Origin of the sequence: Aliarcobacter butzleri, from assembly GCF_900187115.1 — a bacterium.
GTDB lineage: Bacteria > Campylobacterota > Campylobacteria > Campylobacterales > Arcobacteraceae > Aliarcobacter > Aliarcobacter butzleri.
In genome coordinates this window covers 1,231,578-1,255,387 of sequence record NZ_LT906455.1, presented here as the reverse complement: position 1 = coordinate 1,255,387, position 23,810 = coordinate 1,231,578, and the positions used below count along the sequence as shown (strand labels likewise).

The 23,810-nt window shown below is 26.7% G+C and carries 28 protein-coding genes and 3 tRNA genes; 18 read left to right on the top strand and 13 right to left on the bottom strand.

Annotated features, from left to right (window positions below; all coding sequences use genetic code 11):
• Positions 1-2: 2 nt before the first annotated feature.
• The 4 genes from queA to CKV87_RS06260 form a co-directional block, all read right to left on the bottom strand.
• Entirely contained in the window at positions 3-1,025 is a 1,023-nt protein-coding gene (gene queA / locus CKV87_RS06275; protein WP_012012933.1) for a tRNA preQ1(34) S-adenosylmethionine ribosyltransferase-isomerase QueA, read from the bottom strand.
• A 3-nt stretch (positions 1,026-1,028) separates the two neighbouring features.
• Positions 1,029-1,769, bottom strand: a complete 741-nt coding sequence (gene tatC / locus CKV87_RS06270) for a twin-arginine translocase subunit TatC (protein ID WP_012012932.1) — start codon at positions 1,767-1,769, stop codon at positions 1,029-1,031.
• On the bottom strand, positions 1,769-2,125 hold the full coding sequence (gene tatB, locus CKV87_RS06265; RefSeq protein WP_004509445.1) for a Sec-independent protein translocase protein TatB: 357 nt from the start codon (positions 2,123-2,125) through the stop codon (positions 1,769-1,771). The genes tatC and tatB overlap by 1 nt, the downstream gene beginning before the upstream one ends.
• Positions 2,126-2,396: 271 nt before the next feature.
• Positions 2,397-2,711 carry a hypothetical protein gene (locus CKV87_RS06260; RefSeq protein WP_012012931.1) on the bottom strand — a complete coding sequence of 105 codons (315 nt, stop codon included), beginning with the start codon at positions 2,709-2,711 and terminating at the stop codon, positions 2,397-2,399.
• A 999-nt stretch (positions 2,712-3,710) separates the two neighbouring features.
• Here CKV87_RS06260 and CKV87_RS06255 point away from each other — a divergent pair.
• From CKV87_RS06255 to CKV87_RS06220, 8 genes are read left to right on the top strand one after another with little or no spacing between them, the layout of a single operon-like run.
• Positions 3,711-4,466, top strand: a complete 756-nt coding sequence (locus tag CKV87_RS06255; protein WP_012012930.1) for a molecular chaperone DjiA — start codon at positions 3,711-3,713, stop codon at positions 4,464-4,466.
• The gene (locus CKV87_RS06250; protein WP_012012929.1) at positions 4,467-4,691 is read left to right on the top strand and encodes a (2Fe-2S)-binding protein; all 225 of its coding nucleotides are present in this window, start codon (positions 4,467-4,469) and stop codon (positions 4,689-4,691) included.
• Between the two features lie 7 nt (positions 4,692-4,698).
• The gene (locus tag CKV87_RS06245) at positions 4,699-4,911 is read left to right on the top strand and encodes a hypothetical protein (protein WP_012012928.1); all 213 of its coding nucleotides are present in this window, start codon (positions 4,699-4,701) and stop codon (positions 4,909-4,911) included.
• A 27-nt stretch (positions 4,912-4,938) separates the two neighbouring features.
• The gene (locus tag CKV87_RS06240; RefSeq protein ID WP_004509441.1) at positions 4,939-5,703 is read left to right on the top strand and encodes an NAD+ synthase; all 765 of its coding nucleotides are present in this window, start codon (positions 4,939-4,941) and stop codon (positions 5,701-5,703) included.
• Entirely contained in the window at positions 5,700-6,836 is a 1,137-nt protein-coding gene (locus CKV87_RS06235; protein WP_012012927.1) for a DegT/DnrJ/EryC1/StrS family aminotransferase, read from the top strand. Before CKV87_RS06240 ends, CKV87_RS06235 begins: the two co-directional genes overlap by 4 nt.
• A 6-nt stretch (positions 6,837-6,842) precedes the next feature.
• Positions 6,843-7,787: a tetraacyldisaccharide 4'-kinase gene (locus CKV87_RS06230; protein ID WP_012012926.1), complete on the top strand. Its 945-nt coding sequence runs from the start codon at positions 6,843-6,845 to the stop codon at positions 7,785-7,787.
• An 8-nt stretch (positions 7,788-7,795) separates the two neighbouring features.
• A complete protein-coding gene (locus CKV87_RS06225) occupies positions 7,796-8,008 on the top strand; it encodes a PLDc N-terminal domain-containing protein (protein ID WP_012012925.1) in 213 nt (70 codons plus the stop codon).
• Complete coding sequence (locus tag CKV87_RS06220) at positions 8,009-8,479, top strand: hypothetical protein (RefSeq protein WP_012012924.1); 471 nt, start codon at positions 8,009-8,011, stop codon at positions 8,477-8,479.
• A gap of 45 nt (positions 8,480-8,524) precedes the next feature.
• On the opposite strand, the gene hemN is transcribed toward CKV87_RS06220, so the two are convergent.
• A complete protein-coding gene (gene hemN, locus CKV87_RS06215; RefSeq protein ID WP_012012923.1) occupies positions 8,525-9,892 on the bottom strand; it encodes an oxygen-independent coproporphyrinogen III oxidase in 1,368 nt (455 codons plus the stop codon).
• Positions 9,893-10,822, bottom strand: coding sequence for an ornithine carbamoyltransferase (argF, locus tag CKV87_RS06210; RefSeq protein ID WP_004509435.1), 930 nt, complete (start codon positions 10,820-10,822; stop codon positions 9,893-9,895).
• A gap of 213 nt (positions 10,823-11,035) precedes the next feature.
• Here argF and CKV87_RS06205 point away from each other — a divergent pair, with 213 nt between their 5' ends.
• The 3 genes from CKV87_RS06205 to CKV87_RS06200 are packed head-to-tail and all read left to right on the top strand — an operon-like array spanning position 11,036 to position 13,947.
• Positions 11,036-13,150 carry a ribonucleoside triphosphate reductase gene (locus tag CKV87_RS06205; RefSeq protein WP_012012922.1) on the top strand — a complete coding sequence of 705 codons (2,115 nt, stop codon included), beginning with the start codon at positions 11,036-11,038 and terminating at the stop codon, positions 13,148-13,150.
• Positions 13,128-13,292 carry an anaerobic ribonucleoside-triphosphate reductase gene (gene nrdD, locus CKV87_RS11805; RefSeq protein WP_012012921.1) on the top strand — a complete coding sequence of 55 codons (165 nt, stop codon included), beginning with the start codon at positions 13,128-13,130 and terminating at the stop codon, positions 13,290-13,292. The genes CKV87_RS06205 and nrdD overlap by 23 nt, the downstream gene beginning before the upstream one ends.
• Complete coding sequence (locus CKV87_RS06200; RefSeq protein WP_012012920.1) at positions 13,243-13,947, top strand: anaerobic ribonucleoside-triphosphate reductase activating protein; 705 nt, start codon at positions 13,243-13,245, stop codon at positions 13,945-13,947. The genes nrdD and CKV87_RS06200 overlap by 50 nt, the downstream gene beginning before the upstream one ends.
• On the opposite strand, the gene CKV87_RS06195 is transcribed toward CKV87_RS06200, so the two are convergent.
• Genes CKV87_RS06195 through hemB form a run of 3 tightly spaced genes read right to left on the bottom strand, consistent with a single transcriptional unit; the run spans position 13,924 to position 16,645 of the window.
• Complete coding sequence (locus CKV87_RS06195) at positions 13,924-14,586, bottom strand: response regulator transcription factor (protein WP_012012919.1); 663 nt, start codon at positions 14,584-14,586, stop codon at positions 13,924-13,926. The genes CKV87_RS06200 and CKV87_RS06195 overlap by 24 nt on opposite strands.
• Positions 14,583-15,662 carry a PAS domain-containing sensor histidine kinase gene (locus tag CKV87_RS06190; RefSeq protein WP_012012918.1) on the bottom strand — a complete coding sequence of 360 codons (1,080 nt, stop codon included), beginning with the start codon at positions 15,660-15,662 and terminating at the stop codon, positions 14,583-14,585. The genes CKV87_RS06195 and CKV87_RS06190 overlap by 4 nt, the downstream gene beginning before the upstream one ends.
• Before the next feature lie 8 nt (positions 15,663-15,670).
• Positions 15,671-16,645 carry a porphobilinogen synthase gene (gene hemB / locus CKV87_RS06185; protein WP_012012917.1) on the bottom strand — a complete coding sequence of 325 codons (975 nt, stop codon included), beginning with the start codon at positions 16,643-16,645 and terminating at the stop codon, positions 15,671-15,673.
• A gap of 61 nt (positions 16,646-16,706) precedes the next feature.
• Between hemB and ribA the strand changes: the two genes are divergently transcribed.
• The 6 genes from ribA to glyS are packed head-to-tail and all read left to right on the top strand — an operon-like array spanning position 16,707 to position 20,660.
• Positions 16,707-17,282: a GTP cyclohydrolase II gene (ribA, locus tag CKV87_RS06180; protein WP_012012916.1), complete on the top strand. Its 576-nt coding sequence runs from the start codon at positions 16,707-16,709 to the stop codon at positions 17,280-17,282.
• Positions 17,282-17,866: a 16S rRNA (guanine(527)-N(7))-methyltransferase RsmG gene (gene rsmG, locus CKV87_RS06175; RefSeq protein ID WP_012012915.1), complete on the top strand. Its 585-nt coding sequence runs from the start codon at positions 17,282-17,284 to the stop codon at positions 17,864-17,866. Before ribA ends, rsmG begins: the two co-directional genes overlap by 1 nt.
• Positions 17,863-18,075 carry a PP0621 family protein gene (locus CKV87_RS06170; RefSeq protein WP_004509424.1) on the top strand — a complete coding sequence of 71 codons (213 nt, stop codon included), beginning with the start codon at positions 17,863-17,865 and terminating at the stop codon, positions 18,073-18,075. Before rsmG ends, CKV87_RS06170 begins: the two co-directional genes overlap by 4 nt.
• 6 nt (positions 18,076-18,081) lie before the next feature.
• Positions 18,082-18,465 carry a hypothetical protein gene (locus CKV87_RS06165; protein WP_012012914.1) on the top strand — a complete coding sequence of 128 codons (384 nt, stop codon included), beginning with the start codon at positions 18,082-18,084 and terminating at the stop codon, positions 18,463-18,465.
• Positions 18,466-18,493: 28 nt separating this feature from the next.
• Positions 18,494-18,652 carry a hypothetical protein gene (locus tag CKV87_RS11700; RefSeq protein WP_012012913.1) on the top strand — a complete coding sequence of 53 codons (159 nt, stop codon included), beginning with the start codon at positions 18,494-18,496 and terminating at the stop codon, positions 18,650-18,652.
• Positions 18,645-20,660 carry a glycine--tRNA ligase subunit beta gene (gene glyS, locus CKV87_RS06160; RefSeq protein ID WP_012012912.1) on the top strand — a complete coding sequence of 672 codons (2,016 nt, stop codon included), beginning with the start codon at positions 18,645-18,647 and terminating at the stop codon, positions 20,658-20,660. The genes CKV87_RS11700 and glyS overlap by 8 nt, the downstream gene beginning before the upstream one ends.
• Before the next feature lie 13 nt (positions 20,661-20,673).
• Here the strand turns inward: glyS and CKV87_RS06155 are convergent.
• The 3 genes from CKV87_RS06155 to CKV87_RS06145 all read right to left on the bottom strand — a co-directional run bounded on the left by CKV87_RS06155 (position 20,674) and on the right by CKV87_RS06145 (position 21,002).
• A tRNA-Thr gene (locus tag CKV87_RS06155) sits at positions 20,674-20,750 on the bottom strand.
• A 76-nt stretch (positions 20,751-20,826) separates the two neighbouring features.
• Positions 20,827-20,903 (bottom strand) — tRNA-Met (locus CKV87_RS06150).
• Between the two features lie 24 nt (positions 20,904-20,927).
• Positions 20,928-21,002: transfer RNA gene (locus CKV87_RS06145), tRNA-Gln, on the bottom strand.
• 117 nt (positions 21,003-21,119) lie between these two features.
• Between CKV87_RS06145 and CKV87_RS06140 the strand changes: the two genes are divergently transcribed.
• Positions 21,120-22,151 (top strand): bifunctional 3,4-dihydroxy-2-butanone 4-phosphate synthase/GTP cyclohydrolase II, encoded by a 1,032-nt coding sequence (locus tag CKV87_RS06140; RefSeq protein WP_012012911.1) that lies wholly within the window; start codon positions 21,120-21,122, stop codon positions 22,149-22,151.
• 36 nt (positions 22,152-22,187) lie between these two features.
• Here the strand turns inward: CKV87_RS06140 and pckA are convergent, their stop codons facing one another.
• Positions 22,188-23,765 (bottom strand): phosphoenolpyruvate carboxykinase (ATP), encoded by a 1,578-nt coding sequence (gene pckA, locus CKV87_RS06135; protein ID WP_012012910.1) that lies wholly within the window; start codon positions 23,763-23,765, stop codon positions 22,188-22,190.
• Positions 23,766-23,810 lie beyond the last annotated feature (45 nt).

Sequence of the window (23,810 nt, the reverse complement as noted above, 5' to 3'; positions counted from 1 at the left end):
CTTTATATTATTAACATTCCATCACCATAAGAGTAGAATCTATAATTCTCTTTTATAGCAGTTTCATATATTTCTAAAGTTTTTTCTAATCCAATAAAAGAAGCAACCAACATAATCAAAGTTGATTTTGGCAAATGAAAATTCGTAAGTAAATAATCAACTTTTATAGGTTTATTTGCTGGATTTAAAAATAAATCACATTCACCTTGAATCTTATTTGTTCTTGCATAATACTCGATTGTTCTAGTAACTGTTGTTCCTACTGCTAAAACTTTATTTGCTTTATCTAAGTTTTTTTTAGCATCAATTCCTATTTCAAAATATTCACTATGCATTGGATGAGATAAGATATCTTCTACATCAACAGGTTTAAAAGTTCCTGCTCCTACATGAAGTGTAAGATAGTTTAATCCATATTTTTCTTCTAAATTTTTTAATAATTCAGGTGTAAAATGAAGTGATGCAGTTGGAGCTGCAACTGCTCCATAATTTTTTGCAAACAAAGTTTGATAGTTTTGTTCATCTTGTTTTTCATCTTCTCTATTCATGTAAGGAGGTAAAGGAAGATGCCCAATTTTATTTAGTATTTCAACCAAAGAAAGAAAATCTAGTTTTTTTTCATCTTGAAAAAACTCTACAATTCTACTTCCATCTTCATCTACTTCTTCTACAATAGCACTTAGATTTTCATCAAAAAGAAGTTTAGTTCCAACTCTTACTTTTCCTCTAATCATAACTAAATATCTATCCATAAATAGAGGTTTATTTAGTAATAGTTCTATTTGACCACCACTATCTTTTACACCAAAAATTCTAGCTTTTATAACTTTTGTATCATTTAAGAATATTGATAAATCATTAGGTAAAAACTCTAAAATATCTTTAAAAGTTGAATGAATAATAGTATTAGTACTTCTATTAAAAATTAAAAGCTTCGCACTATCTGCTGGTGTTACAGGATAGGTAGCTATTTGATTTTTAGGAAGATTATAGTCATAACTTGAAGTCTTTAATGGATCTAACAAGATTTATTCTTCCTCATCGTCTTCTTCTTCATCTTTTGAAGCAGGATTAAATACTTTTGCTATATAAATTGATATTCCATAAAGTAGTACTAATGGTGCAGCCATCAATACTTGACTTATAACATCTGGTGGAGTTAAAACTGCTGCAACTATAAAGATAAGTACAATTGCATATCTAAAGAAGTCTTTTAACATTCTATCATCAACTATTCCTATTTTTGCAAGGAAAAACGTGATAACTGGTAATTCAAAAGCTATTCCAAATCCAATCATAATTTTTGTAAAAAATCCAACATAAGTTCCAATACTAGGTAATACTGTAACAACAGTAGAACCAAAAGCGATTAAAAAGCCAAATCCTACAGGAACAACTACATAATAAGCAAAACTTGCACCTAATAAAAACATCAAAGTAGCGAAAAATACAAAAGGAATTACAAGTTTTTTCTCATGGTCATAAAGCCCTGGAGCTAAAAATAACCATAATTGCCAAAATATAACTGGAAGCGAAGCTATAAATCCAGCAAAAAAAGCAACTTTCATCGCTGTAAAAAATGTTTCTTCTATAGAAACAGCAATCATATTTGAACCTGTTGGAAGAGCATTCTTAACAGGAACCATCATCCAATCCAAAATTGGTTCATAAAAAGTAAAACATACAAAAAACATCACAACAATAGCAATGCAAGATACTACAAGTCTTTTTCTTAAATCAGCAATATGCGGTTTTAAATCTTCAAACATTAAGCTTTATCCTCATTTTTTAATGAAATATTTTCTACTTTAATCTCTTTGGCTTCTTTTTTAGGAGTTTCAAAATCATCATTTAATATCTCATTTAACCCTAAATCAACTTTTGTTTCAGCTTTTAAAGATGTTTTTGTATCTTCAATTTGAGCTTTAAATTTATTTGCTTCATTTTTTAATTCTGCAATATTTAATTCATTATCCAAAGTATTTTTTGCTTCTGCAAGACCATTTTTAAATTTGTTAATAAATTTTGCTATTTGTACCATTGCATCAGGCAATTTTTCAGGTCCTAAAGCAATAATAGCAACTATTGCAATAAGTAATATTTCAGTTATACCCATGCCAAACATCTTTGTCTCCAATATATTATTAAGGGAGAGATTCTACCTAATTCCAACCCAAATAAAAATTAAGCCTTTTTGATTGACTTGTAACAAATTTTATCACTAAATATATCTATTAAAGATTTAACTGAAAAGTTAAATATGAAAAATAACACAAAGAAGAAATTATAAAAAAATTAGATTTTCTTAATGAAAATCTAGTTAGATATATTTATCATTTAACATAAAAAAAGTGAAAAAAAGAAATGTAAAATATAACAAATCTTTTTTCACAAAATTAGAGAGCTAATTTATTTTTTACAAAAGAATTAGATGCAGCTAATTGCATATCTTTCCAAGAATTAAATATCGTTACAGATTTTATGTAACTATCCCATTCTTCATTAGAAATAATATTAAGAAAATCTTCTTTAGTTCTAATATTAAATGGACTATTTGAGATTAAATCATCAATGTTGTTGAATGAACTACATTTATTTAGAAAATCCGTTGTAAATAATTCATTAAAAGAAACAGCTTTCTTAGAAAGTTCTTCTATGTTTTTTTGTAATTTTGTAAAAGAATTACTAAATTTAGTTGTTACTTTTATCATTTTTTTTCCACTGAAAATAAAAATCATATTAAGTAATAATTAAAATATTTTATCTTAATATTTTAACCTCAATTGGACTTAATATAATTCAATTTTTTGAGTTAACTTTGCCAGAAGTTGACTCACCTTATTTTTGGAATAAATCAATTTAATCAACCAATTTATTATAACAGTGAAATTTTAGCAATATTTTATTGTGTTGTCAATCCATATTGTTACTTTTAGTAATTATTTACAAATATTATGTATTAAATAATTAATGTTTAATAAATTTTTAATATATATTATGAATTTTATAAATGTTTTGCAAATATAAGAAAATTAATTTTTTAACCAAAAAAATAATGAATATAAAATGTCAAATAGAATTTGAATTAGAAAGTTTTATTATTACGGATAATAAAGAAAAATGATAAGAAGAATAAGTTCAAGTTATTGATTTGTTTATTAATTTAAGATGCTTTCGTATAAATGATGATAAATCTATAAGTTCTAATGATTTTATATTCGTTTATGAAAAACTTATAAAGTTTGCAAGAAAAAATAAAATAGAAAAAGTGTTTGTATTTAAATAAATAGAGTTGATTTTAATATATATTTTTTAGTTTTTATAATGTTTTATTTGAAGTAGTATCAGGGGAGTGACTAATTCCCCCTTTTATTAATATAACTTAATAGCGAATATTAAGCATATTAAAATTAATACTACTAACTTATGAGACAAACGAAACTCCTTATGATTTCGCTCCCACCCTTAAAATTGCTACACTACCCGCAAAAAAAAAGGGAAGAGGTTTTTACACCTTTTCCCTTTCTGCGAAATAATCAGTTAGTCAGACTGATTTAAGTTTCTTTTGTCTTTAAGTTGGGAGAATTATAATAAAATATATTTAGTTTGTCAATATAATAAAATTGATTACCTTTTTTTGGCTTTTACAATGTTTTACCTAACTTTTGATAAAATCAACCAAAATTAAAAGAATAATTTTGAGGTAATATATGGAATTAGTAGTTTTAGCTGTTGTTATAGTGATTTTATTTTTTATAGGGAAAAACTATAAAACAGAAGAATTTAAAAATATAAATTTAAAACAAAAAGAGATTTTTAGTGGAGATTTATTAAATCACGAAGCTGGACTTTTGGTAGCTCTTTTAGCAAAAGTAGCAAAAGCAGATGGTAAAATAGGGGAACTTGAAGCAGAGATTTTAAAACACACTTTTACAGATATATCAAGTCATTTTCAAAATTCACAAGAAGTAAGAGAAAACCTTAAAAATTTATATGAACAAGAAAAAGAAGTATTTGAAAATTTGGTAGTTATTTGTGATAGATTGTATCTTTTAACAAAACATGATTATAATAAAAGATTGAAATATATGGAATATTTGTTAAATCTTGCATTTATTGATGCAGATTTTTCAAAAGCAGAACAAGAGATAACTGAAGATATAGCTCAAGCTTTAAAAATCGAAGAAAATGACTATTTTAGACTTATTTCAAATTTTGAAAATTTCTATAAAAATAAAGAGAATGAAAAAACTCTAACATTAGAAAAATCGTATGAGATTTTAGAATCAAATTCTACTGATGATGATGCGACTTTAAAGAAAAATTATAGAAATTTGGTAAAAAAACACCATCCAGATATCATTTCAGGGCAAGGAGCTTCTCAAAGTATTATAGATGAAGCTACAAAAAAACTTCAAGAAATAAATGAAGCTTATGAAATTATAAAAAAAAGTAGAGGAATATAAGTGTCTAAAAGTTTTCCTCACTCTTATGTAGTTTGTACCTGTAAACAAGTAACTTTAGGTGAAATTATCTATGCAATTAAAGAAAAAGGTGCAAAAAGATTACAAGATTTAGAAGATATTACAGATGCAGGAAGTTGCTGTGGTTCTTGTAAAAATGAAGAGAGTGATATTGGTGTAGAAAAAATGGAACTTTATTTAGAAGATATTTTAAAAAAATTTAGTTAAGGTAAAAATGAAAAAGCAATTAATAGAAGAGATAAAAGAGTTATTAAAGATAAATCAAGATGAAATTGTCGAAATAAATCCAAAATACTTAGACTATTTTGAAGAAGAAGAACTTCTTAATATTAAAGATAAATTAGAGTCTAAAAAAAGAGAAATAAATAAGATAAGTAATGATTATTTGGATGAAATTTATCTAAAAACAAAAAAAAATGAGTTATAATCAAAATTCTTAAGAAAAGGTTTAAAAATGAAAGATTGGAAAAAAATTAAGCAATATTTAATAAGTTTTTTAAAAGATGAAGTTTCAAAAGCAGGTTTTGAAAAAGTAACTGTTGGTTTATCTGGTGGTTTGGATTCTGCTGTTGTGGCTATTTTGTGTAAAGAAGCTTTCGGAAAAAATTTAAATTGTGTTTTGATGCCATCACAATTTTCATCACAAAGTTCAATTGAACACGCCATTGAAGTTTGTGAGAAATTTGACATAAGATATGATATTGTTTCTATAGAACCAATGGTTAGTGCCTTTTTAAAAAATATGGATAATGATAAACTTAGAATTGGTAACTTTAGTGCAAGAATGAGAATGTCTGTTTTATATGATATCTCTTTTAAAGAAAAATCATTAGTTGTAGGAACTTCAAATAAAAGTGAATTGCTTTTAGGATATGGAACTATTTTTGGAGATATTGCATGTGCAATAAATCCAATAGGTGAAATTTATAAGAGTGATGAATTTGAATTTGCTAAACTTTTAGGTGTTCCAGAATCGATTTTGACAAAAGCTCCAAGTGCTGATTTATGGGAAGGTCAAAGCGATGAAGATGAACTAGGACACACTTATAAAGAAATAGATGATTTATTAAAACTTATGGTTGATGATAAAAAATCAAAAGATGAATTATTAAAGCTTGGTTTTGAAGCTAGTTTTATAGATAAAATAAATAATAGAATGAAAGCAAATGCCTTTAAAGGGAAACTTCCAACGATAGCAAAACTAGGGGAATATTTATGAAAAACATAGCGATATATAAAGCAACTTTAGATAACGAAGAGTTAAATCAAATAAGATCAGTTTTAGAGTCAAAAAATGACTTATCAAAAGTTTTAGAATTTGAAGAAAAAATGACAAAATATATAGGTGCAAAATATGCTATTGCAACTTCAACTTCAACTGCTGCTATCCATCTTGCTCTTAGTTCAATTAAACTTAAAAGAGGTGATAAAATACTAATGTCAGTTAACTCTTTTATAAATCTTCCTGAGGTTGTAAGACACTTTGATGCTGAACCTATTTTTATTGATATAAATATGGAAGATATGAATATTGATATTGATAAATTTGAAGAAGCTTTAGCAAACAATGATTCTAAAAAACTAAGAGGTGCAATAATCACTTTTATTGGTGGTCAAGCTCCTGATTTAGATAGAATTTATGATATTGCAAAAAAATATGGAATTATTTTAATAGAAGATTGTAGAGCTGCTTTAGGAAGTACTTACAAAGGACAAAGAGTTGGGAATTTAAGAGCTGATATGACTATATTCTCAACAAATCCTTCTCCATCAAAATATGCAATTAGTCGTTCAGGAGTTATTGTAACAAACAATGAAGATATTGCAAAAAGAGCAAAACTTTTAAGATCTCACGCAATAACTACTACATATGATAGTTATGGAAACTTGGATTATATTTATGATGTTGTTGATATTGGACATAAGTTTGATTTATCTGAACTTGATGCTGCTTATGCAGTTGCACAACTTAATAAAACTGATGGTTTTATAAAAAGAAGAAAAGAGATAGCAAAACTTTATGAACGAAGATTATCAAATGTAAAACATATCACGATTTTACCTCATAAAGATGAGCATATTTTTACGCAATTTATTATAAAAATATCAAGAAATAGAGATGCTTTTGCAAGAGCTTTAAAAGAAAGAGGAGTTGCAACTGGACTTAACTATATTCCTTTGCATCTTTTGTCTTATTATAAAAATAAATACTCTATGAAAATTACAGCATTTCCAAATGCTTTAAATAACTATCAACAAATATTATCTCTTCCTATTTATGCAGGACTTACAGATGATGATATAAACTATGTTTGTGACCAAGTTATAGAAGTTGCAAAAGATTGGATATAAAAATCCTTGAAACAAAAAATACATTTATGGATTGAAGAATATCTCTTCTTTCCCAAATTTTTTCAAAAAATCATCTCTTTTTTACTTCTTCCTTTAACTCTTATTTATCTGATTATAATTTTTACAAAAAGATTTAAAGCTAAAAAAATAGATTTTGATATTCCAATTATTTCTATTGGAAATATAATTGTTGGAGGAAGTGGAAAAACTCCAATAACTATTGAATTAGCTAGTAAATATGAAAATGCTTGTGTGATTTTAAGAGGATATGGAAGAAGTTCAAAAGGTTTACAAATAGTCTCTTTAAATGGTGATATAAAAGTTGATGTAACTGTAAGTGGTGATGAAGCTATGCTTTTAGCAAAAAGTTTAAAAAAAGCTACGATAATAGTAAGTGAAAATCGAATAGAAGCTATCTTAAAAGCAAAAGAATTAGGAAGTAAAATTATATTTTTAGATGATGGATTTTCAAAATATAGTATTTCAAAGTTTGATATTCTTTTAAAACCAAAAAATGAACCTACAAATAACTTTTGTTTACCAAGTGGGGGATATAGAGAGCCTAAAAGTTTTTATAAAAAAGCAAATATTGTTTTACAAGAAGGAAAAGATTTCAAAAGAGTAATTACAATAAAAAAAGATGAAAATATAAAAGAACTTCCTTCTTATACTATTTTATTAACAGCTATTTCAAAACCAAAAAGACTTTTAGAATTTTTACCTAAAAATATAAAAATGATAAGTTTTCCTGACCATCATAATTTTACAAAAGAAGAGATTTTAGATATTCAAAATGAATATAAAGATTATGCTATTTTAACAACAGGAAAAGATATGGTTAAATTAAAAGAGTTTAATTTAGAAAATCTATATTTGATGGACTTATCTATAAAAATAGATGAAAATGTAGATTTTTCTTCTATGAATAGTTATATAAATAGTTTTAAATAGGAGTTTAGATGAGTTTTTTTACTATTTTTCTGTCTTTAAGTCTTATCATATTTGTGATTTTTTGTTTTATTTTATATATTTTTATTATTATTGATATTTTAAAACATGAATTTACGGGATATAACAAAATTATTTGGATTATTGTAATACTTTGTTTTCCTATCTTTGGTGCTATTTTATATCTGTTTATTGGAAGAAAACAGCGAATTAAAGAGTTATAAATGAATGATAAGAATATTAAATTAGAATTAAAGCTAAGTTCGGAAGGATTAGTTGTTGGAATATTAATTTGTATTTTTGCAATATTTTTAGGACTTTATTTGATATTTTTTACTAAACAAATTATGTCATTTTTAATCGGCTTGTTATTTGTTATTGTTTTTATATATAAACTTCTTGATATTTGGTTTTTTAAAAGAGTAATTTTTAGAAATCATTGTGTTATTAAAGAGTGGAAAGTATTTGGAAAAATTTATTTTAATAAAATTAAATATAAAAACCTAAAAGTAGTAATTGCTAAAAGAGGTCTTGTAATTAAGTCTTTTATTTTTAAAAATAAAAAACATAATTTTTTTAAAAGATTATTTTGTTTTGGAGTTGATTTATTTCTTACAAAAGAAGAAAATATAGAGAAAATAAAAGATATTTTAATAGAAAAGAAAGTATTAAAGGGAGACGAATATGGCTGGTAATGGAATGAAAAATTAAAAAGACTTCCAAGCTTTAGCTTGGAAATATTAAATAGTTTTCGAGAATCTTCTTCTCTCTTCAGGGATTTTGTTTAGATATGCATCAAATGGCATACAAATATTTCTTATAAGCATAGAACCTGTTTGAGAAACTTCAATTTTATTATCAGTTATTTTTAAAAGTTGCGCATCTTCAAACTCTTTTAAAGCTTTTATTGCATCATCAAAATACTCTTTAAAGTTTATTTTGAACTCTTCTTCAACTCTTTTTATATTTAAAGAAAAATTACTCATAAGTTCCATTATGACAAACTGTCTAAGCATATCATCATCACTTAATCTATAACCTTTATATACAGGTAAATCTCCATTATCAATAGCATTTTCCCAAGGTTCTAACTCTTTAAAGTTTTGTGCATAATAATCAACACCATTTCCAATAGAAGTTAGCCCAATTCCTATTAAATCAGCTCCACCTTTAGTAGTATATCCTTGGAAATTTCTATGAAGTTCACCTTTTTCTATAGCTTTAAATAGTTCATCTTCAGGTTTAGCAAAGTGGTCCATTCCGACCATTTTATAACCATTTGATGTAAAGAAATCTATTGTATCTTTTAACATCTCTAGTTTAACTTCAGGTTTTGGGAATGTTGTTTCATCAAATTTTCTCATAGTTTTCATAAGCCAAGGAACATGAGCATAATTAAATACTGCAAATCTATCCGTATTTAGTGTAATCATCTGCTCTAACGTTTTTTTAAAACTTTCTCTTGTTTGATATGGTAAACCATAGATTAGGTCAGTATTAATCGAGTGAATACCAGCTTCACGAGCTATTTTGATAACATTTTGAGTTAATTCAAAAGGTTGAATTCTATGAATAGTTTTTTGTACTTCTTCATCTAAATCTTGAACTCCAAAACTTAGACGATTACAGCCACCAGCTTTTAAAACATTCATATGTTCAACTGTAAAATATCTTGGATCTACTTCACAAGAAATCTCTGCATCAGGACTAAAGTTTGGGAAAATCTCTTTTATTGCAGTTATTACAACTTCAAGTTGAGAAGGAGAGAAAAATGTTGGAGTTCCTCCTCCAAAGTGCATTTGAGTTACAACTCTTTTAGTATTTAGATGATTTTTTAGAATATTTAACTCTTTTTTCAAATACTCAATATATCTAGTTTTTTTATCTTCTTTTGAAGTAAAAATAGTATTACAACCACAGAAATAACACGCACTTCTACAAAAAGGCATGTGAATATAAAGTGATAATGGTCTATCATCACTTTGATTTTTATAAAATTCTTTTAAATCATCTTGTGTAAAAGCTTCACTAAACTCAGGAGCAGTTGGATATGAAGTATATCTAGGACCTGGTTTTGAGTATTTTACAAATTTCGCAAAATCTATCATCTATTTTTCATCTCTTTTTCTATCTAACCAAACCATAACACCTTTTTGAGCATGAAGTCTATTTTCAGCCTCTTCAAAAATAAGGCTTTGTGAACTTTCTATAACTTCTTCACTAACTTCATAACCTCTATAAGCAGGTAAACAATGTAAGAAAATAGCTTTATCTTGAGCTAATTTCATCATATCAGCATCCACCATATATCCAGCGAAATCTTTTACTCTTTTCTCTTTTTCATCTTCTTGTCCCATTGAAACCCAAGTATCAGTTGTAACAACAGTTGAATCTTTTATAGCAGTTTTTGGGTCATTTCCTATGATGATTTTTGCACCACTTATTTTTGCCATTTCAAGAGCATTATTTAAGATATTTTTATCTACTTCATAACCTTTTGGAGTTGCAATTCTAAGTTCAAATCCAAGTTTTGCTGCTAGATTTAGCCAAGAGTGAGCCATATTATTTCCATCACCTACATAAGCAACAACTAAATCTTTTTCAAGTCCTGCTTCTTGAATAGTCATATAATCAGCCATAAGTTGTACTGGATGGTATTCATTTGTTAGACCATTTATTACTGGAACTTTTGAGTATTTTGCAAATTCTTCAATTTTACTTTGTTCAAAAGTTCTAATCATCACCATATCAGCCATTCTTGAAATAACTCTTGAAGTGTCACTCATAGGCTCACCTCGACCTAATTGAATGTCATTTGATGAAAGAAATAGCCCAATTCCACCTAACTGATAAATACCAGTTTCGAAAGAGACTCTTGTTCTTGTCGAACTTTTTTCAAAAATCATAGCTAAAACTTTTTTAGGCATATAATCTTTAAATTCTCTTCTTTTTGTCTCTTCTTTAATCTGCTTTGCTAAAGTAAGGATTTCTAAAATCTCATCTTTAGTAAAGTCAGTTAGTGTTAAGAAATGTCTCATTTAATTCCTTTCTAAATTCAATAAAAACAAACATTCTATTTAATTTAGCTTTAGAAATTCTTAAAATTTTTAAAATTTACTGATAAAAAATATTCAATTTAAAATTTATAATTTAAGAAAGCATTATAAAATGACACTTTTGTGACAAAAATGCTCATTAGCACTTAAGAACAACTCACCTAAAATTACAAAACAATTACAAAGGAAAGAGTTATGATAGTTGATATTTTAAAAAGAGATGGCTCAAAACAGAGTTTTGAATCATATAAAATTGAAGATGCAATAAAAAAAGCATTTAAGAGTGTAAATATAAAATATGATATTTCAGTTTTTTTCAATGTTTTGTTTGAACTAAAATGTAAAAGAGTAGTTGCAGTTGAAGATATTCAGGATATTATTGAAAAAGAGCTTTATAAAGCTAGATATTTTGATGTTATGAAATCTTTTATGATTTATAGACATTTGCATAAAATACAAAGAGAACAGATTTTACAAATAAATAAAGACACAACTTACATAAATTCTACTCAAACTATAGAAGAGTATATAAATGGAAGTGATTGGAGAATAAAAGCAAATTCAAATACAGGATATTCTCATGCTGGGCTTATAAATAATAGTGCAGGGAAGATTATCGCAAATTATTGGCTTGATAAAGTTTATACAAAAGAGCAGGGATATGCTCATAGAAATGGTGATTATCACATACACGATTTAGATTGTTTGAGTGGTTATTGTGCTGGTTGGAGTTTAAGGATATTGCTTGATGAAGGATTTAACAAAGTACGTGGAAGAGTTGAAAGTAATGCTCCAAATCATTTTAGAGAAGCTTTAGGACAAATGGCAAACTTTTTGGGAATACTTCAAAGCGAATGGGCAGGAGCACAAGCTTTTAGCTCTTTTGATACATATCTTGCTCCTTATGTTTTTAAAGATAAACTTGAATATAAAGAGATAAAAAAAGCAATTAGAAGTTTTATTTATAACCTTAATGTTCCAGCACGTTGGGGGCAAAGTCCTTTTACAAATATTACTATTGATTGGACAGTTCCAAGTGATTTAAAAGACCAAATTCCTACAAGAAATCAAAAGCATTTATTCAAAGATTTTTATGATGAAGAGCTTTTTTTAGAGATTCAAAAAAAAGGTTTAACTTCATTTGAACAGTTAACTTACAAAGATTTTCAAAAAGAGATGAATTTAATAAATAAAGCCTATTATGAAATAATGACACAAGGGGATAAAACAGGACAACCTTTTACTTTTCCAATTCCAACAGTAAATATAACTGAAGATTTTGATTGGTATGGAGAAAATACAGATTTACTTTTTGAGAATACTGCAAAAATAGGAAGTTCATATTTTCAAAACTTTATAGGAAATCAATATACAAAAGATGAAAAAGGAAATTTAGTAGAAAATGAACAAGCTTATAAACCAGGTCATGTAAGAAGTATGTGTTGTAGATTACAATTAGATTTACGAGAACTTCTAAAACGTGGTGGAGGTCTATTTGGAAGTGCTGAAATGACTGGAAGTATTGGGGTAGTAACTATAAATATGGCACGACTTGGATATTTGTATAAAGGTGACATAGACTCTTTATTAAAAAGATTAGAAGAGTTGATGGATTTAGCAAAAGAGAGTTTAGAAATAAAACGAGAATTTATAAATAGTATGTATGAAAGAGGTCTTTATCCTTATACAAAAAGGTATTTAAAGAGTTTTAATAACCATTTTTCAACTATTGGTGTAAATGGTATGAATGAAATGTTAAAAAACTTTTTTTATGAAAATGTGGATATTTCAACAAAAGTGGGAAATAAATTTTGTATCGAAATATTAGATTTTATGAGAAATAAAATGATTAAATATCAAGAAGAAACAGGAAATTTATACAACCTTGAAGCAACTCCAGCAGAGGGAACTACGTATAGATTTGCTAAAGAGGATAAAAAAAGATATAAAGATATTATTCAAGCTGGATTCGATAAAAATATCTATTATACCAACTCTTCACAACTTCCAGCAGATTTTACGGATGATCCATTTGAAGCTTTGGAATTACAAGATGAATTACAGTGTAAATATACTGGTGGAACCGTGCTTCACCTTTATATGCGAGAAAAAGTTTCATCAACTGAAGCTTGTAGAAAATTTGTAAAAAATGTGATTTCAAATTTTAGATTGCCTTATATAACTGTAACACCTGTTTTTTCTATTTGTGAAATTCATGGATATATAGATGGTGAGCATGAATATTGCCCAAAATGTGATGACGAAATTTTAAAAAAGGAGTTAAAAAATGACAAATCAAGAATTGCTTGAAAAGAATATGCAAAAAAGAAGTAAATGTATAGTATATACTAGAGTTATGGGTTACCATAGACCAGTTGAAAGTTTCAATATAGGAAAAAAAGGTGAACACAAACAAAGAGTTAAATTTATTGAATCAAAAAATAGTTTATGATTTTACAAGATTTACAACAACAGACTATATAGGTGAAATTGCTTGTATAGTTTGGCATATTTCTTGTAATATGAGATGTAGTTATTGTTATAATGACAATCTTGTATTTTCAAGAATAGGAAAATATTCTCATAATGAAGTTTTAGATTTTTTAAAAAAAAGAGTTACTTTACTTAGTGCTGTTGTACTTTCTGGTGGAGAAGCTACAATACACAACCTTGTACCTTTTTGTAAAGAGATAAAAAAGTTAGGTTATAAAATAAAACTTGATACAAATGGAACAAATCTAAAACTCATCAAAAAACTAATATCAAATAATCTTTTGGACTTTATATCTCTTGATTTTAAAGCACCAAAAAGTAAATTTAAATCCATAACTTCAATAAATAGTTACGATAAATTAATTGAGACAATAAAATACTTACTAAAAATAGATTTTTCTTTTGAACTTAGAACTACTGTAAATACAAGCTTGATTGATGAAAATGATATAAATGAGATAATAAATACTGTTCATTGTATAGGTTATAATAATACTTACTATATACAAAATTTCTTAGAAACCTCATCAAATATTGGAAATATTAAAAAATCAAGAAGTTTGGATAAAAATTTGATAGATAACTCAAAATTAGTTGTCGAATACCGAAATTAAATAACCTTGAGAAGATACATTTTCAACTAAATCTTTTGAAGTTTTTAATCTCAATCTTTTAATAAAAGTTCTTAGTCTTTCGTCACTTACATCTTCATTCCATAAAAGTGTTTTGATATCTTCTTTTTTTACTAAAGAGTTTTTATTTTTTATCAAAATATTCAAAAATTCTCTTTCTCTTTTTGTAAGATTTATTAGAATTTCATCTTTATATAAACAAACAGAGTTATTATCAAATACAAAATTATCTTTTAATTTATAAGTTTTAATCTTTTTTATATTTTTAGATAAGTTTTTAAGATATTCTAAAAATTCTTCAATATCAAAAGGTTTAATAAAATATTTGTTAATTCCCAAATCAATAGCTTTTAATAGCTTTTCTTTTTGGCTATAAGCACTCAAAATCACTATTGGAATATTACTTTCTTCTCTTATTCTTTGACACATTTCTAAACCATCAAGATTTGGCATAGTAATATCACTTATTATGATATCTGGTTTAAAGCTTTGAAACTTTTTAAGACCTTCAATTCCATCTTTTGCAATATTTACTTTAAAAAATAACTCTTTTATAGATGCTTTTATCAAATTTGCTAGTTTTATTTCATCTTCTACTATTAGAACTTTTAATGATTTCATTTTTGACTACCAACTGGAAATTTTAAGATAAATTTTGAGCCATTTTCAAGCTTTTCATATAAAATTTCTCCTTCAAAACTATTTTCAATAATGATTTTAGAGATAAAAAGTCCAAGTCCTGTACCACTACTTTGATGTTTTGTTGTAAAATAAGGTTCATAGATTTTATCTATTAAATCTTTGTCTATTCCCAAAGCATTATCAATAAACTCTAAAAATATATTTTTATTATCTTTATATATCTTTATAACTATCTTTTTGTTTTTTATATTATTTTGATTAAAAGCATCTTTTGAATTTTGTATTAGATTTAGAATTACTTGGATTAATTCATTTTTTATTCCAAATATCTCTATTTTTTCATCTATAAAAGTTTCAATAACTATTTTTTCATCTTCAATAATTCTTGATAAAATTTTTAAAGTCTCATTTATAACTGATTTTGCTGAAAAAATTTTCTTATTTTTTTGTGGTTTAAAAAAGTTTGTGAAATCTTCTATTGTTTGTGACATTAGGAATATTGTATTTTTATTGTCATTGTATAACTTTTCAAACTCTTTTTTATTTTGTTTTTCAAAAGCTTTTTTAAGATTAAATAGGCATAAATTTAGCTCAGTTAATGGTTGTCTCCATTGATGAGCAATATTTGCTAACATTTGACCAAGACTAGCCATTCTTGATTGTAAAAAGATGATTTTTTGTTTTTCTTCAAGTTTTTGTTGTAGCATTACTTCATTTGTAATATCATATCTTATTGCAATAAACTCTATAATATTCTCAAACTCATCTAAAATAGGAATAATTGTCGTATTAAGATATACATTTTTTTTATCTTTAGTAAGATTTTTAACCGTAGCTTTATACACTTTTTTATCTAAAATCGTACTCCATAGAGTTTGAAAATTCTCTTTTGGAGTATCTGGATGTCTTACTATATTGTGATTTTTACCAATTAACTCATCTTTAGTAAAGCCAAAAAGATGACAAAACTCATCGTTTACAAATGTGATAATCCCATTTATATCAGTTTTTGAAACAATATTTGAACTCTCTATGGCCTTTTGGTAGTTGTTCATTTATATAGTTATTTTTTTCTTAAAATTTCACAAGCTTCTTTTGCATGATAAGTTATGATGATATTTGCTCCTGCTCTTTTAAAAGCAATCATTGTTTCCATCATAACTCTTTCATAATCAATCAATCCTGCAAGTCCTGCATGTTTTAACATCGCATATTCACCACTTACATTATAAGCACAAAGTGGAAGATTTGTTTCATTTCTAATATCTCTAATTACATCTAAAAAAGCAAGTGCTGGTTTAACCATAAGTATATCTGCCCCTTGTCTTTCATCTTCTAAAGACTCTTCTATTGCTTCAAGTCTATTTGCAGGATTCATTTGATAACTTCTTCTATCTCCAAAAGATGGAGTTGATTCAGCTACATCTCTAAATGGACCATAATATCCACTTGCAAATTTAGTTGAATAAGCCATAATAGGTAAATCTTTAAAACCATTAGCATCAAGTGCAGTTCTTAAAGTTGTAATAATTCCATCCATCATTCCACTTGGTGCTATCATATCAGCACCAGCTTTTGCATGAACTAAAGCTTGAAGTGCAGATATTTCTAAAGTTTTATCATTATCAACAGTTTGCGTTTTTGGATCAAGTATTCCACAATGTCCGTGATCTGTATATTCACAAAAACATAAATCTGTTACAATAAACATATCTGGGAATTTTGCCTTTATAGCTTTTATAGTTCTAGCAATAATACTCTCTTCGCATAAACATTCACTTCCAACAGAATCTTTTACATCAGGAATTCCAAATAAAATAATAGATTTTAAATTTATGCTATGTAAATATTCACACTCTTTTAATATTTCATCAAGACTCATTTGATAAACACCTGGCATTGATGCAACTTCTGTTTTTATACCTTTACCTTCTTTAACAAATAGTGGATATATGAAATCTTCTGGCGTTAAAACAGTCTCTTGCACTAAATTTCTTAGTGTTTCATTTATTCTTAATCTTCTAAATCGTTTAAACATAATATTTACCTCTTTTGGTTATAATCTTCGGATTTTAACAGTTTAAGGTTTAAAAATACAAATGAATATAATACAATCAAATATAGCAAATTTACCGACAAAATATGGAAAATTTAGAATAAAAGCTTATAAAGACGGACATCAAGAACATTTAGCGATAATGAGTCAAGATTTTGAAAATTTAGATGCTCCTTATGTAAGAATTCACTCAGAATGTCTTACTGGAGATACTTTAGGAAGTCTAAAATGTGACTGCCAAAGCCAATTGGATTTATCTTTAAAATTTATTGCGCAAAATGGTGGTTTGGTAATATACCATAGACAAGAAGGAAGAAACATAGGTTTAGTAAATAAAATAAATGCCTATGCTCTTCAAGATAAAGGACGAAACACTATTGAAGCAAATTTGGAATTAGGATTTGCCGAAGATGAAAGGGATTATAGTATTGTTGGATATATTTTTGATGATTTGAAAATCAAAAAATTGAAACTAATTACAAATAATCCTGAAAAAATAAAATATGTAGAGTCTTTAGGCGTTGAAATAGTTGAAAGAATTCCTGCAATTATAAAAGCAAATAAATATAATGAAGGTTATTTATTTACTAAAAAAGAGAAAATGGGACATCTACTTTAATGTTACAAAAGTTGCTTGAAGCAAATAATTTAAAATTTGAAGATAAATTTTATGAAGATTGTGAAGTTTTTGTAAAACTTCTTCAGCAATGGGGAACTATTCACAATCTTAGTGGAAGATTAACAAGAGATGATATTTATGAAAATATTTTGGATTCTTTATATCCTTTAACTTTTATTGAAAAATATGAAAGTTTTGCTGATATTGGAACAGGAGCAGGGTATCCAGGACTTATTTTAGCGATAGCTTTAAGAGATACAAAAGCTTATTTAATTGAACCTAGAATAAAAAGAGTATCATTTTTAAATTTTGTAAAAGCAACTTTAAAACTTGATAATTTAGTGGTTTTATGTAATAGAGTAGAAGAGGTTAAAGATTTGCAAGTTGATTTGATAACATCAAGAGCAGTTACAAATACTTCTTTACTTTTGGACATCACAAAAAATATAAAAAAGCCAAATAGTTCCTATCTTTTTTATAAAGGAAGCATGTTAGAAAGTGAACTTGAAAATGCAAAAGTTAATAATTATAAAATAGTAAATAAAAAAGATAGAAATTATTTATATATAAAAGGGTTAATATGATTTTAAAAGTATTAGGACTAGTAATAGTAGGATTTGTGATCTATTTTCTTTTTTTCAAAAAATCAAGACAAAATGATATAGCAAAAAAAGATAAAATGATTACAGATGATATGATAGAGTGCGAAAGTTGTAAAACTTATGTATCTTTGAATGAAGCAATATTAAGTAATGGAAAATATTATTGCTCAAAAGATTGTTTAAATAAGTAGGTAATTATGTTAGTAATTGGTGATAAACTAATACATTTTGAAAATATCTTTTTTATTAGTTCAATACAAGATATAAAAAATACAAAAGCAAATAGTACTTTGATATTTAATTATGATGAAGTTTTACTAAAATATGTTAGTGAAAATAGTATATCAAGTGCAGTTATTGTAACTTCAATAAAAGAAGCAATTTATGCAAATTGTTTAAATGCAAAATACATAATAAGCAATCAAGATTTAGCAAAAGAGATACAAAAAATTGCAGATAATTATATGTTTGATTCAAAAAATCTGGCAATAATAAAATCAAATGATGAATTTGAGCAAATAGCTAAAAATGAAATAGATGGCGCAATCTATGAATATTTGCTTGAGTTAAGTGATTCTTAGATAAAATAACCCCTTTTAAAGGAAAATAATGAAAGATATATTAGACACAATAATAGTTATTATGTTTGTTATTATGGTGGCTTTATTTATTATAAATTTCAACAAACAACAAATAAAAAAATATACAGATAAACTTGAAGAAAATGAAGAAAATAAAACTTCTAAAAAGGAACAAATAGATGAATAAACCATTATTAATTGAGATTGGTGTAGAAGAATTACCAGCAATTCCATTTTTAAATGAACTTCCAAATATTGAGAAAAAATGGAGTGATATTTTAGAAAGAAATAGATTATTATGTGATTTTGACTTTTTTTATACACCAAGAAGATTAGTACTATGGCATAGAGAATTCCAAGTAAAACAAGAAGATTCTACTATTGAACAATTTGGAGCACCTATTAAAATAGCTTATAAAGATGGAGTTCCAACAGGAGCTGCTATTAGTTTTGCTGCTAAATTGGGAATTGATGTAAGTGTTTTAGAAAAAAAAGATTTAGGAAAAGGTGAAGTTTTATATTTCAAACAAGAAGTTATTGGTAGCGAATCAAAAACTTTATTAAATGAGATGATAAACGAATTTGTAGCTTCTTTAAACTTTGGAAAATCTATGAGATGGGCAAGTAGAACTGATAGTTTTATTAGACCAATTAGAAGTTTATCTGTTCTTTTAGGTGAAGAGATTGTTGATGCTGAACTTTTTGGGGTTGAATCATCTAATTTCTCATTTGCTCATAGAATGGTTTCTTATGAACCATTTACTTACTCTTTTGCTGGAGATTATTTTTGTAAACTTGATAAAAGTGGAGTTATTTTATATCCAGATGAAAGAAGAAAAATCATCTTAGAACAGATGAAAAATATTGAGCAAAGACACAATATTAAAATAGAAATAGATACAGAATTACTCGAAGAAGTTGTAGCTATCACAGAGTATCCAACAGCTTTAATTGGAAAATTTGATGAAGAGTTTTTAGAGTTACCAGAAGAGGTAATTGTAACATCTATGAAAGAAAATCAAAGATATTTTGCAGTTTATAAAGATGGAAATCTAACAAATAATTTTATCGTTGTTTCTAATGCAAAAACTAATGATTTTGGATATATCATTCAAGGAAATGAAAAAGTTTTAAGACCAAGACTTGCTGATGCAATGTTCTTTTACAAAAATGATATTAAAAATGGTTTATCAAATGAAGGGCTTAAAAAACTAGTATTTGTTGAAGGTTTAGGTTCAATGTATGATAAATGCGAAAGAGAAGCAAAAATTGCTTCTTATTTAGCAAATACATTTGAAGTAAAAGAAAAAGAGTTAATTCAAAAAGCGGTTATGCTTTCAAAAGCTGATTTGATGAGCGAAATGGTTTATGAATTTACAGAACTCCAAGGCCTTATGGGATATTACTATGCAAAAATTGCAAAAGAGGATAATTTAGTATCTTTAGCATTAAAAGAGCAATATTTGCCAACTGGTGAAGACTCAGAACTTCCTTCAAATGTATTTTCATCAATAGTTGCATTATCAAATAAATTAGATAATTTAATGGCATTATTTAGTGTAGGAAAAATCCCAACAGGTTCAAAAGATCCATTTGGTCTTAGACGTGCAGCAGCTGGAATTGTAAAAATTGCAATGGAGCATAAACTTCCAATTGATTTATCAAAGATTATTGATGAATTATCAACTAACTATAAAAATTTAGATAAAAAAGTTTTAATAGAGTTTTTCAACGAAAGATTATTTAAAATATTTGAAGTAAATCCAACAGTTTTAAAAGCTGTTCTTGCAAGTGGTGAAACAGATATCTATAAAATTTCTCAAAAGCTTTGTGCACTTAATCCAATAGTTCAAAGTGATAATTTCAAAGATTATGTTGCAACATTTAAAAGAGTTGCAAATATCATAAAAGATGTTGATGTAAACTCTAAACTTTTAATTGATGAAAAACTTTTTGAAGATAAAGAAGAAAAAGAGTTATTTGCTAAATTTAATGAAGTTCAATCAAAAACTTATAAAACTTATGATGAAGAACTTGAAGCTTTATTTGCTTTAAAACCTGAGCTTGATAATTTCTTTGATAATGTTTTTGTAAATCATGAAAATGAAAAAATAAAAATAAACAGAAAAAATCTTGTAGGAGTAATCTATCAAGGGTTTAGAAAAATTGCTGATATTAAAGAGATAACTATCTAAATTAGAAAATAGGTGGAGCTGGTGAAGGGAGTCGAACCCCCGACCTGCTGATTACAAATCAGCTGCTCTAGCCAACTGAGCTACACCAGCGTTATAAATTAAGCTTCGAATTATATAAATCTACTACTTAATAAAAACTTATAAAAATCATTTTAAATTGTATTTTTGGTTGCGGAAATAGGATTTGAACCTATGACCTTCGGGTTATGAGCCCGACGAGCTACCTAGCTGCTCTATTCCGCGATATAAAAATGATTTTCATTTTTGTGGATGGGGTAGAAGGATTCGAACCTTCGAGTGACGGTACCAAAAACCGTTGCCTTACCGCTTGGCGATACCCCAATTTAAGGAGTGTCATTATAATTAAATAGAGTTGTTTTGTCAAGTTGTTTTAGATTAAATTTTGAATTTTTTGATATAATCCTATGAAAAATTTAATAAATATAAAGAAGTGTAAGAATGAATGCAATAAAAAGAGTACAAGAAGCTATAAAAGAGATTCAAAAAGGTAATATGGTAATAATGCTTGATGATGAAGACAGAGAAAATGAAGGTGATTTAGTTTATTCTGCTGCATTAAGTACGCCAGATATGGTAAATTTTATGGTAACACATGCAAAAGGATTAGTTTGTGTTTCTTTACCAAAAGAAACAGCAGATAGATTAGAGTTAAATCCTATGGTTACATCAAATACATCTTCTTATGAAACAGCATTTACAGTTTCAGTTGATGCAGCAAGTGCAGCTACTGGAATTAGTGCAATTGAGAGAGATGATACTATAAAAATATTAGCAAATCCTATTTCAAGAACAAATGAATTAGTAAGACCAGGTCATATTTTTCCTTTGATTGCAAAAGATGGAGGAGTATTAGTTAGAACAGGTCATACAGAAGGAAGTGTTGATTTATGTAAACTTGCAGGTTTAAATGGTGAGGCTGTTATTTGTGAAATTTTAAAAGAAGATGGAACAATGGCAAGACGAGATGATTTAGATATTTTTGCATTAAAACATAATTTAAAACAAGTATATATTTCTGATTTAGTTGAGTATAGATTATCTCATGAAAAACTTGTTGAAGAGATTTCAAGTGCAAATAAAAAATTCTTTTCAAAAGATGTAATACAAAAAGAGTTTAAAGATCATTTAGGAAATATTCATACAGCAATTATTTTTGGTGAAATAAAAGAGATAAGTCATATAAAATTTCATACAATTAGACCAGATATAAAAATGTTTTTAAATGATGATAAATTACATTCAATGCTAAAAACAATAAACTTTATGCAATCAAAGGGTGGAATTTTGATATTTCTAAATAATGGGCGAAAAAATAGTGAGTTAGAAAAAAACTATGGAATAGGGGCTCAAATTTTAAACTCTTTAAATATAAAACAAATTAAACTTATGACAAGTGGAGGAAAACACTCTTTTGTTGGTTTACAAGGCTTTGGGTTAGAAATAGTAGAAGAGATACAAATAGAAGGTTAATTTTAAAAAGGAGAAGTTAAAAAACTTCTCCTTTTTTTATAAGCTTGGTCCAGCAGCAGTAAAATCGTATTCACTTTCTAATGTTAAATACTTTTTAAAGTTTTCAATATACATTGATGCTAATTTGATTTTTGTTTCATCATAAGCAACTTTGTCTTGCCAAGTATTTCTTGGATTTAGAACTTCAGTATCTACACCTTTTAATGTTTTAGGAATAGATAAATTAAATATTGACATAGTTTCAAATTCAGAATTGTTAATAGAACCATCTAAAATAGCATTGATACAAGCTCTAGTATTTTTTATACTCATTCTTTTTCCAACACCATAAGCACCACCAGTCCATCCTGTGTTTACTAAATAAACGTTTACATTATGTTTGTCAATTTTTTTACCTAATAACTCAGCATAAACAGTTGGGTTTAAAGGTAAAAATGCTTCACCAAAGCAAGATGAGAATGTAGCTATTGGCTCATTAATTCCTCTTTCTGTTCCTGCAACTTTTGCTGTATATCCACTTAAAAAGTAGTACATAGCTTGTTGTTTATCTAATTTTGCAACAGGAGGTAAAACACCAAATGCATCAGCACATAAGAAAATGATATTTTTTGGATGATTACCTCTTAAAGTTGGAGTGTGATTTTCTATATGATCTATTGGATATGAAACTCTAGTATTTTCAGTTTTTGTTTTATCTGTAAAATCAACTACACCATTTTCATCAGCAACTACATTTTCTAATATAGCTCCTTTTTTTATAGCATTAAAGATTTCAGGCTCACTATCTTTATCTAAGTTTATTACTTTTGCGTAACAACCACCTTCAAAGTTAAATACTCCTTCATCATCCCAACCGTGTTCATCATCACCAATTAATGCTCTATTTGGATCTGTTGAAAGTGTAGTTTTTCCTGTTCCTGAAAGACCAAAGAATAGGGCAGTATCACCATCTTTTCCTATATTAGCAGAACAGTGCATTGGAAGTTTTCCTTCTAATGGAAGCCAGTAATTCATCATTGAGAATACACCTTTTTTCATCTCACCTGCATACCAAGTTCCACCAATAATTGCAGTATTTTCTTCAACATTAAAAATAACATAAACTTCTGAGTGTAAACCATGACTAACATAAGCCATATCAACTGTTTTACAAGCATTATATATTGTAAATTCTGGTTTAAAATTAGCTAATTCTTCTTGTGTTGGAAGAATAAACATATTTTGAATAAAATGAGCTTGCCAAGCAACTTCAGTTATAAATCTAACTGCTCTTCTTGAATCTAAAGATGAACCACAATAAACATCTGTTACAAATATATCTTTATTACTTAACTGTTTTTTTGATGTTTTTAAAAGATCTCCATAAACTTCTTTTGAAACTTTTCTGTTTATTTCACCCCAAGCTATATATTTATTTGATGGATCTTGATTAACAAAAAATTTATCTTTAGGACTTCTTCCTGTAAAGATACCTGTATCAATCATTAAAGCACCAGTTGAAGATACTTTTGCACCTTCATTTTCAATTGCAAATTTAATTAATGAATCAACATCTAAATTTCTATGAACAATTCCAACGTTTTCTAAACCTAACGAGTCTTTAATATTAGACATAATTTAACTTTCCTATTTTATTTTTATTTTATTATATTATTCAAA

What these genes read in the sequence shown, in the direction of transcription:
- pckA (WP_012012910.1), bottom strand. Translation starts at nt 23,765, where the DNA reads ATGTCTAATATTAAAGACTCGTTAGGTTTAGAAAACGTTGGAATTGTT.
- hemB (WP_012012917.1), bottom strand. Translation starts at nt 16,645, where the DNA reads ATGTTTAAACGATTTAGAAGATTAAGAATAAATGAAACACTAAGAAAT.
- CKV87_RS06170 (WP_004509424.1), top strand. Translation starts at nt 17,863, where the DNA reads ATGATTTTAAAAGTATTAGGACTAGTAATAGTAGGATTTGTGATCTAT.
- nrdD (WP_012012921.1), top strand. Translation starts at nt 13,128, where the DNA reads ATGACAAATCAAGAATTGCTTGAAAAGAATATGCAAAAAAGAAGTAAA.
- glyS (WP_012012912.1), top strand. Translation starts at nt 18,645, where the DNA reads ATGAATAAACCATTATTAATTGAGATTGGTGTAGAAGAATTACCAGCA.
- CKV87_RS06140 (WP_012012911.1), top strand. Translation starts at nt 21,120, where the DNA reads ATGAATGCAATAAAAAGAGTACAAGAAGCTATAAAAGAGATTCAAAAA.
- CKV87_RS06225 (WP_012012925.1), top strand. Translation starts at nt 7,796, where the DNA reads ATGAGTTTTTTTACTATTTTTCTGTCTTTAAGTCTTATCATATTTGTG.
- CKV87_RS06240 (WP_004509441.1), top strand. Translation starts at nt 4,939, where the DNA reads ATGAAAGATTGGAAAAAAATTAAGCAATATTTAATAAGTTTTTTAAAA.
- tatB (WP_004509445.1), bottom strand. Translation starts at nt 2,125, where the DNA reads ATGTTTGGCATGGGTATAACTGAAATATTACTTATTGCAATAGTTGCT.
- hemN (WP_012012923.1), bottom strand. Translation starts at nt 9,892, where the DNA reads ATGATAGATTTTGCGAAATTTGTAAAATACTCAAAACCAGGTCCTAGA.
- CKV87_RS06220 (WP_012012924.1), top strand. Translation starts at nt 8,009, where the DNA reads ATGAATGATAAGAATATTAAATTAGAATTAAAGCTAAGTTCGGAAGGA.
- CKV87_RS06235 (WP_012012927.1), top strand. Translation starts at nt 5,700, where the DNA reads ATGAAAAACATAGCGATATATAAAGCAACTTTAGATAACGAAGAGTTA.
- CKV87_RS06205 (WP_012012922.1), top strand. Translation starts at nt 11,036, where the DNA reads ATGATAGTTGATATTTTAAAAAGAGATGGCTCAAAACAGAGTTTTGAA.
- rsmG (WP_012012915.1), top strand. Translation starts at nt 17,282, where the DNA reads ATGTTACAAAAGTTGCTTGAAGCAAATAATTTAAAATTTGAAGATAAA.
- CKV87_RS06195 (WP_012012919.1), bottom strand. Translation starts at nt 14,586, where the DNA reads ATGAAATCATTAAAAGTTCTAATAGTAGAAGATGAAATAAAACTAGCA.
- CKV87_RS06260 (WP_012012931.1), bottom strand. Translation starts at nt 2,711, where the DNA reads ATGATAAAAGTAACAACTAAATTTAGTAATTCTTTTACAAAATTACAA.
- argF (WP_004509435.1), bottom strand. Translation starts at nt 10,822, where the DNA reads ATGAGACATTTCTTAACACTAACTGACTTTACTAAAGATGAGATTTTA.
- CKV87_RS06190 (WP_012012918.1), bottom strand. Translation starts at nt 15,662, where the DNA reads ATGAACAACTACCAAAAGGCCATAGAGAGTTCAAATATTGTTTCAAAA.
- CKV87_RS11700 (WP_012012913.1), top strand. Translation starts at nt 18,494, where the DNA reads ATGAAAGATATATTAGACACAATAATAGTTATTATGTTTGTTATTATG.
- CKV87_RS06245 (WP_012012928.1), top strand. Translation starts at nt 4,699, where the DNA reads ATGAAAAAGCAATTAATAGAAGAGATAAAAGAGTTATTAAAGATAAAT.
- CKV87_RS06255 (WP_012012930.1), top strand. Translation starts at nt 3,711, where the DNA reads ATGGAATTAGTAGTTTTAGCTGTTGTTATAGTGATTTTATTTTTTATA.
- CKV87_RS06165 (WP_012012914.1), top strand. Translation starts at nt 18,082, where the DNA reads ATGTTAGTAATTGGTGATAAACTAATACATTTTGAAAATATCTTTTTT.
- ribA (WP_012012916.1), top strand. Translation starts at nt 16,707, where the DNA reads ATGAATATAATACAATCAAATATAGCAAATTTACCGACAAAATATGGA.
- tatC (WP_012012932.1), bottom strand. Translation starts at nt 1,769, where the DNA reads ATGTTTGAAGATTTAAAACCGCATATTGCTGATTTAAGAAAAAGACTT.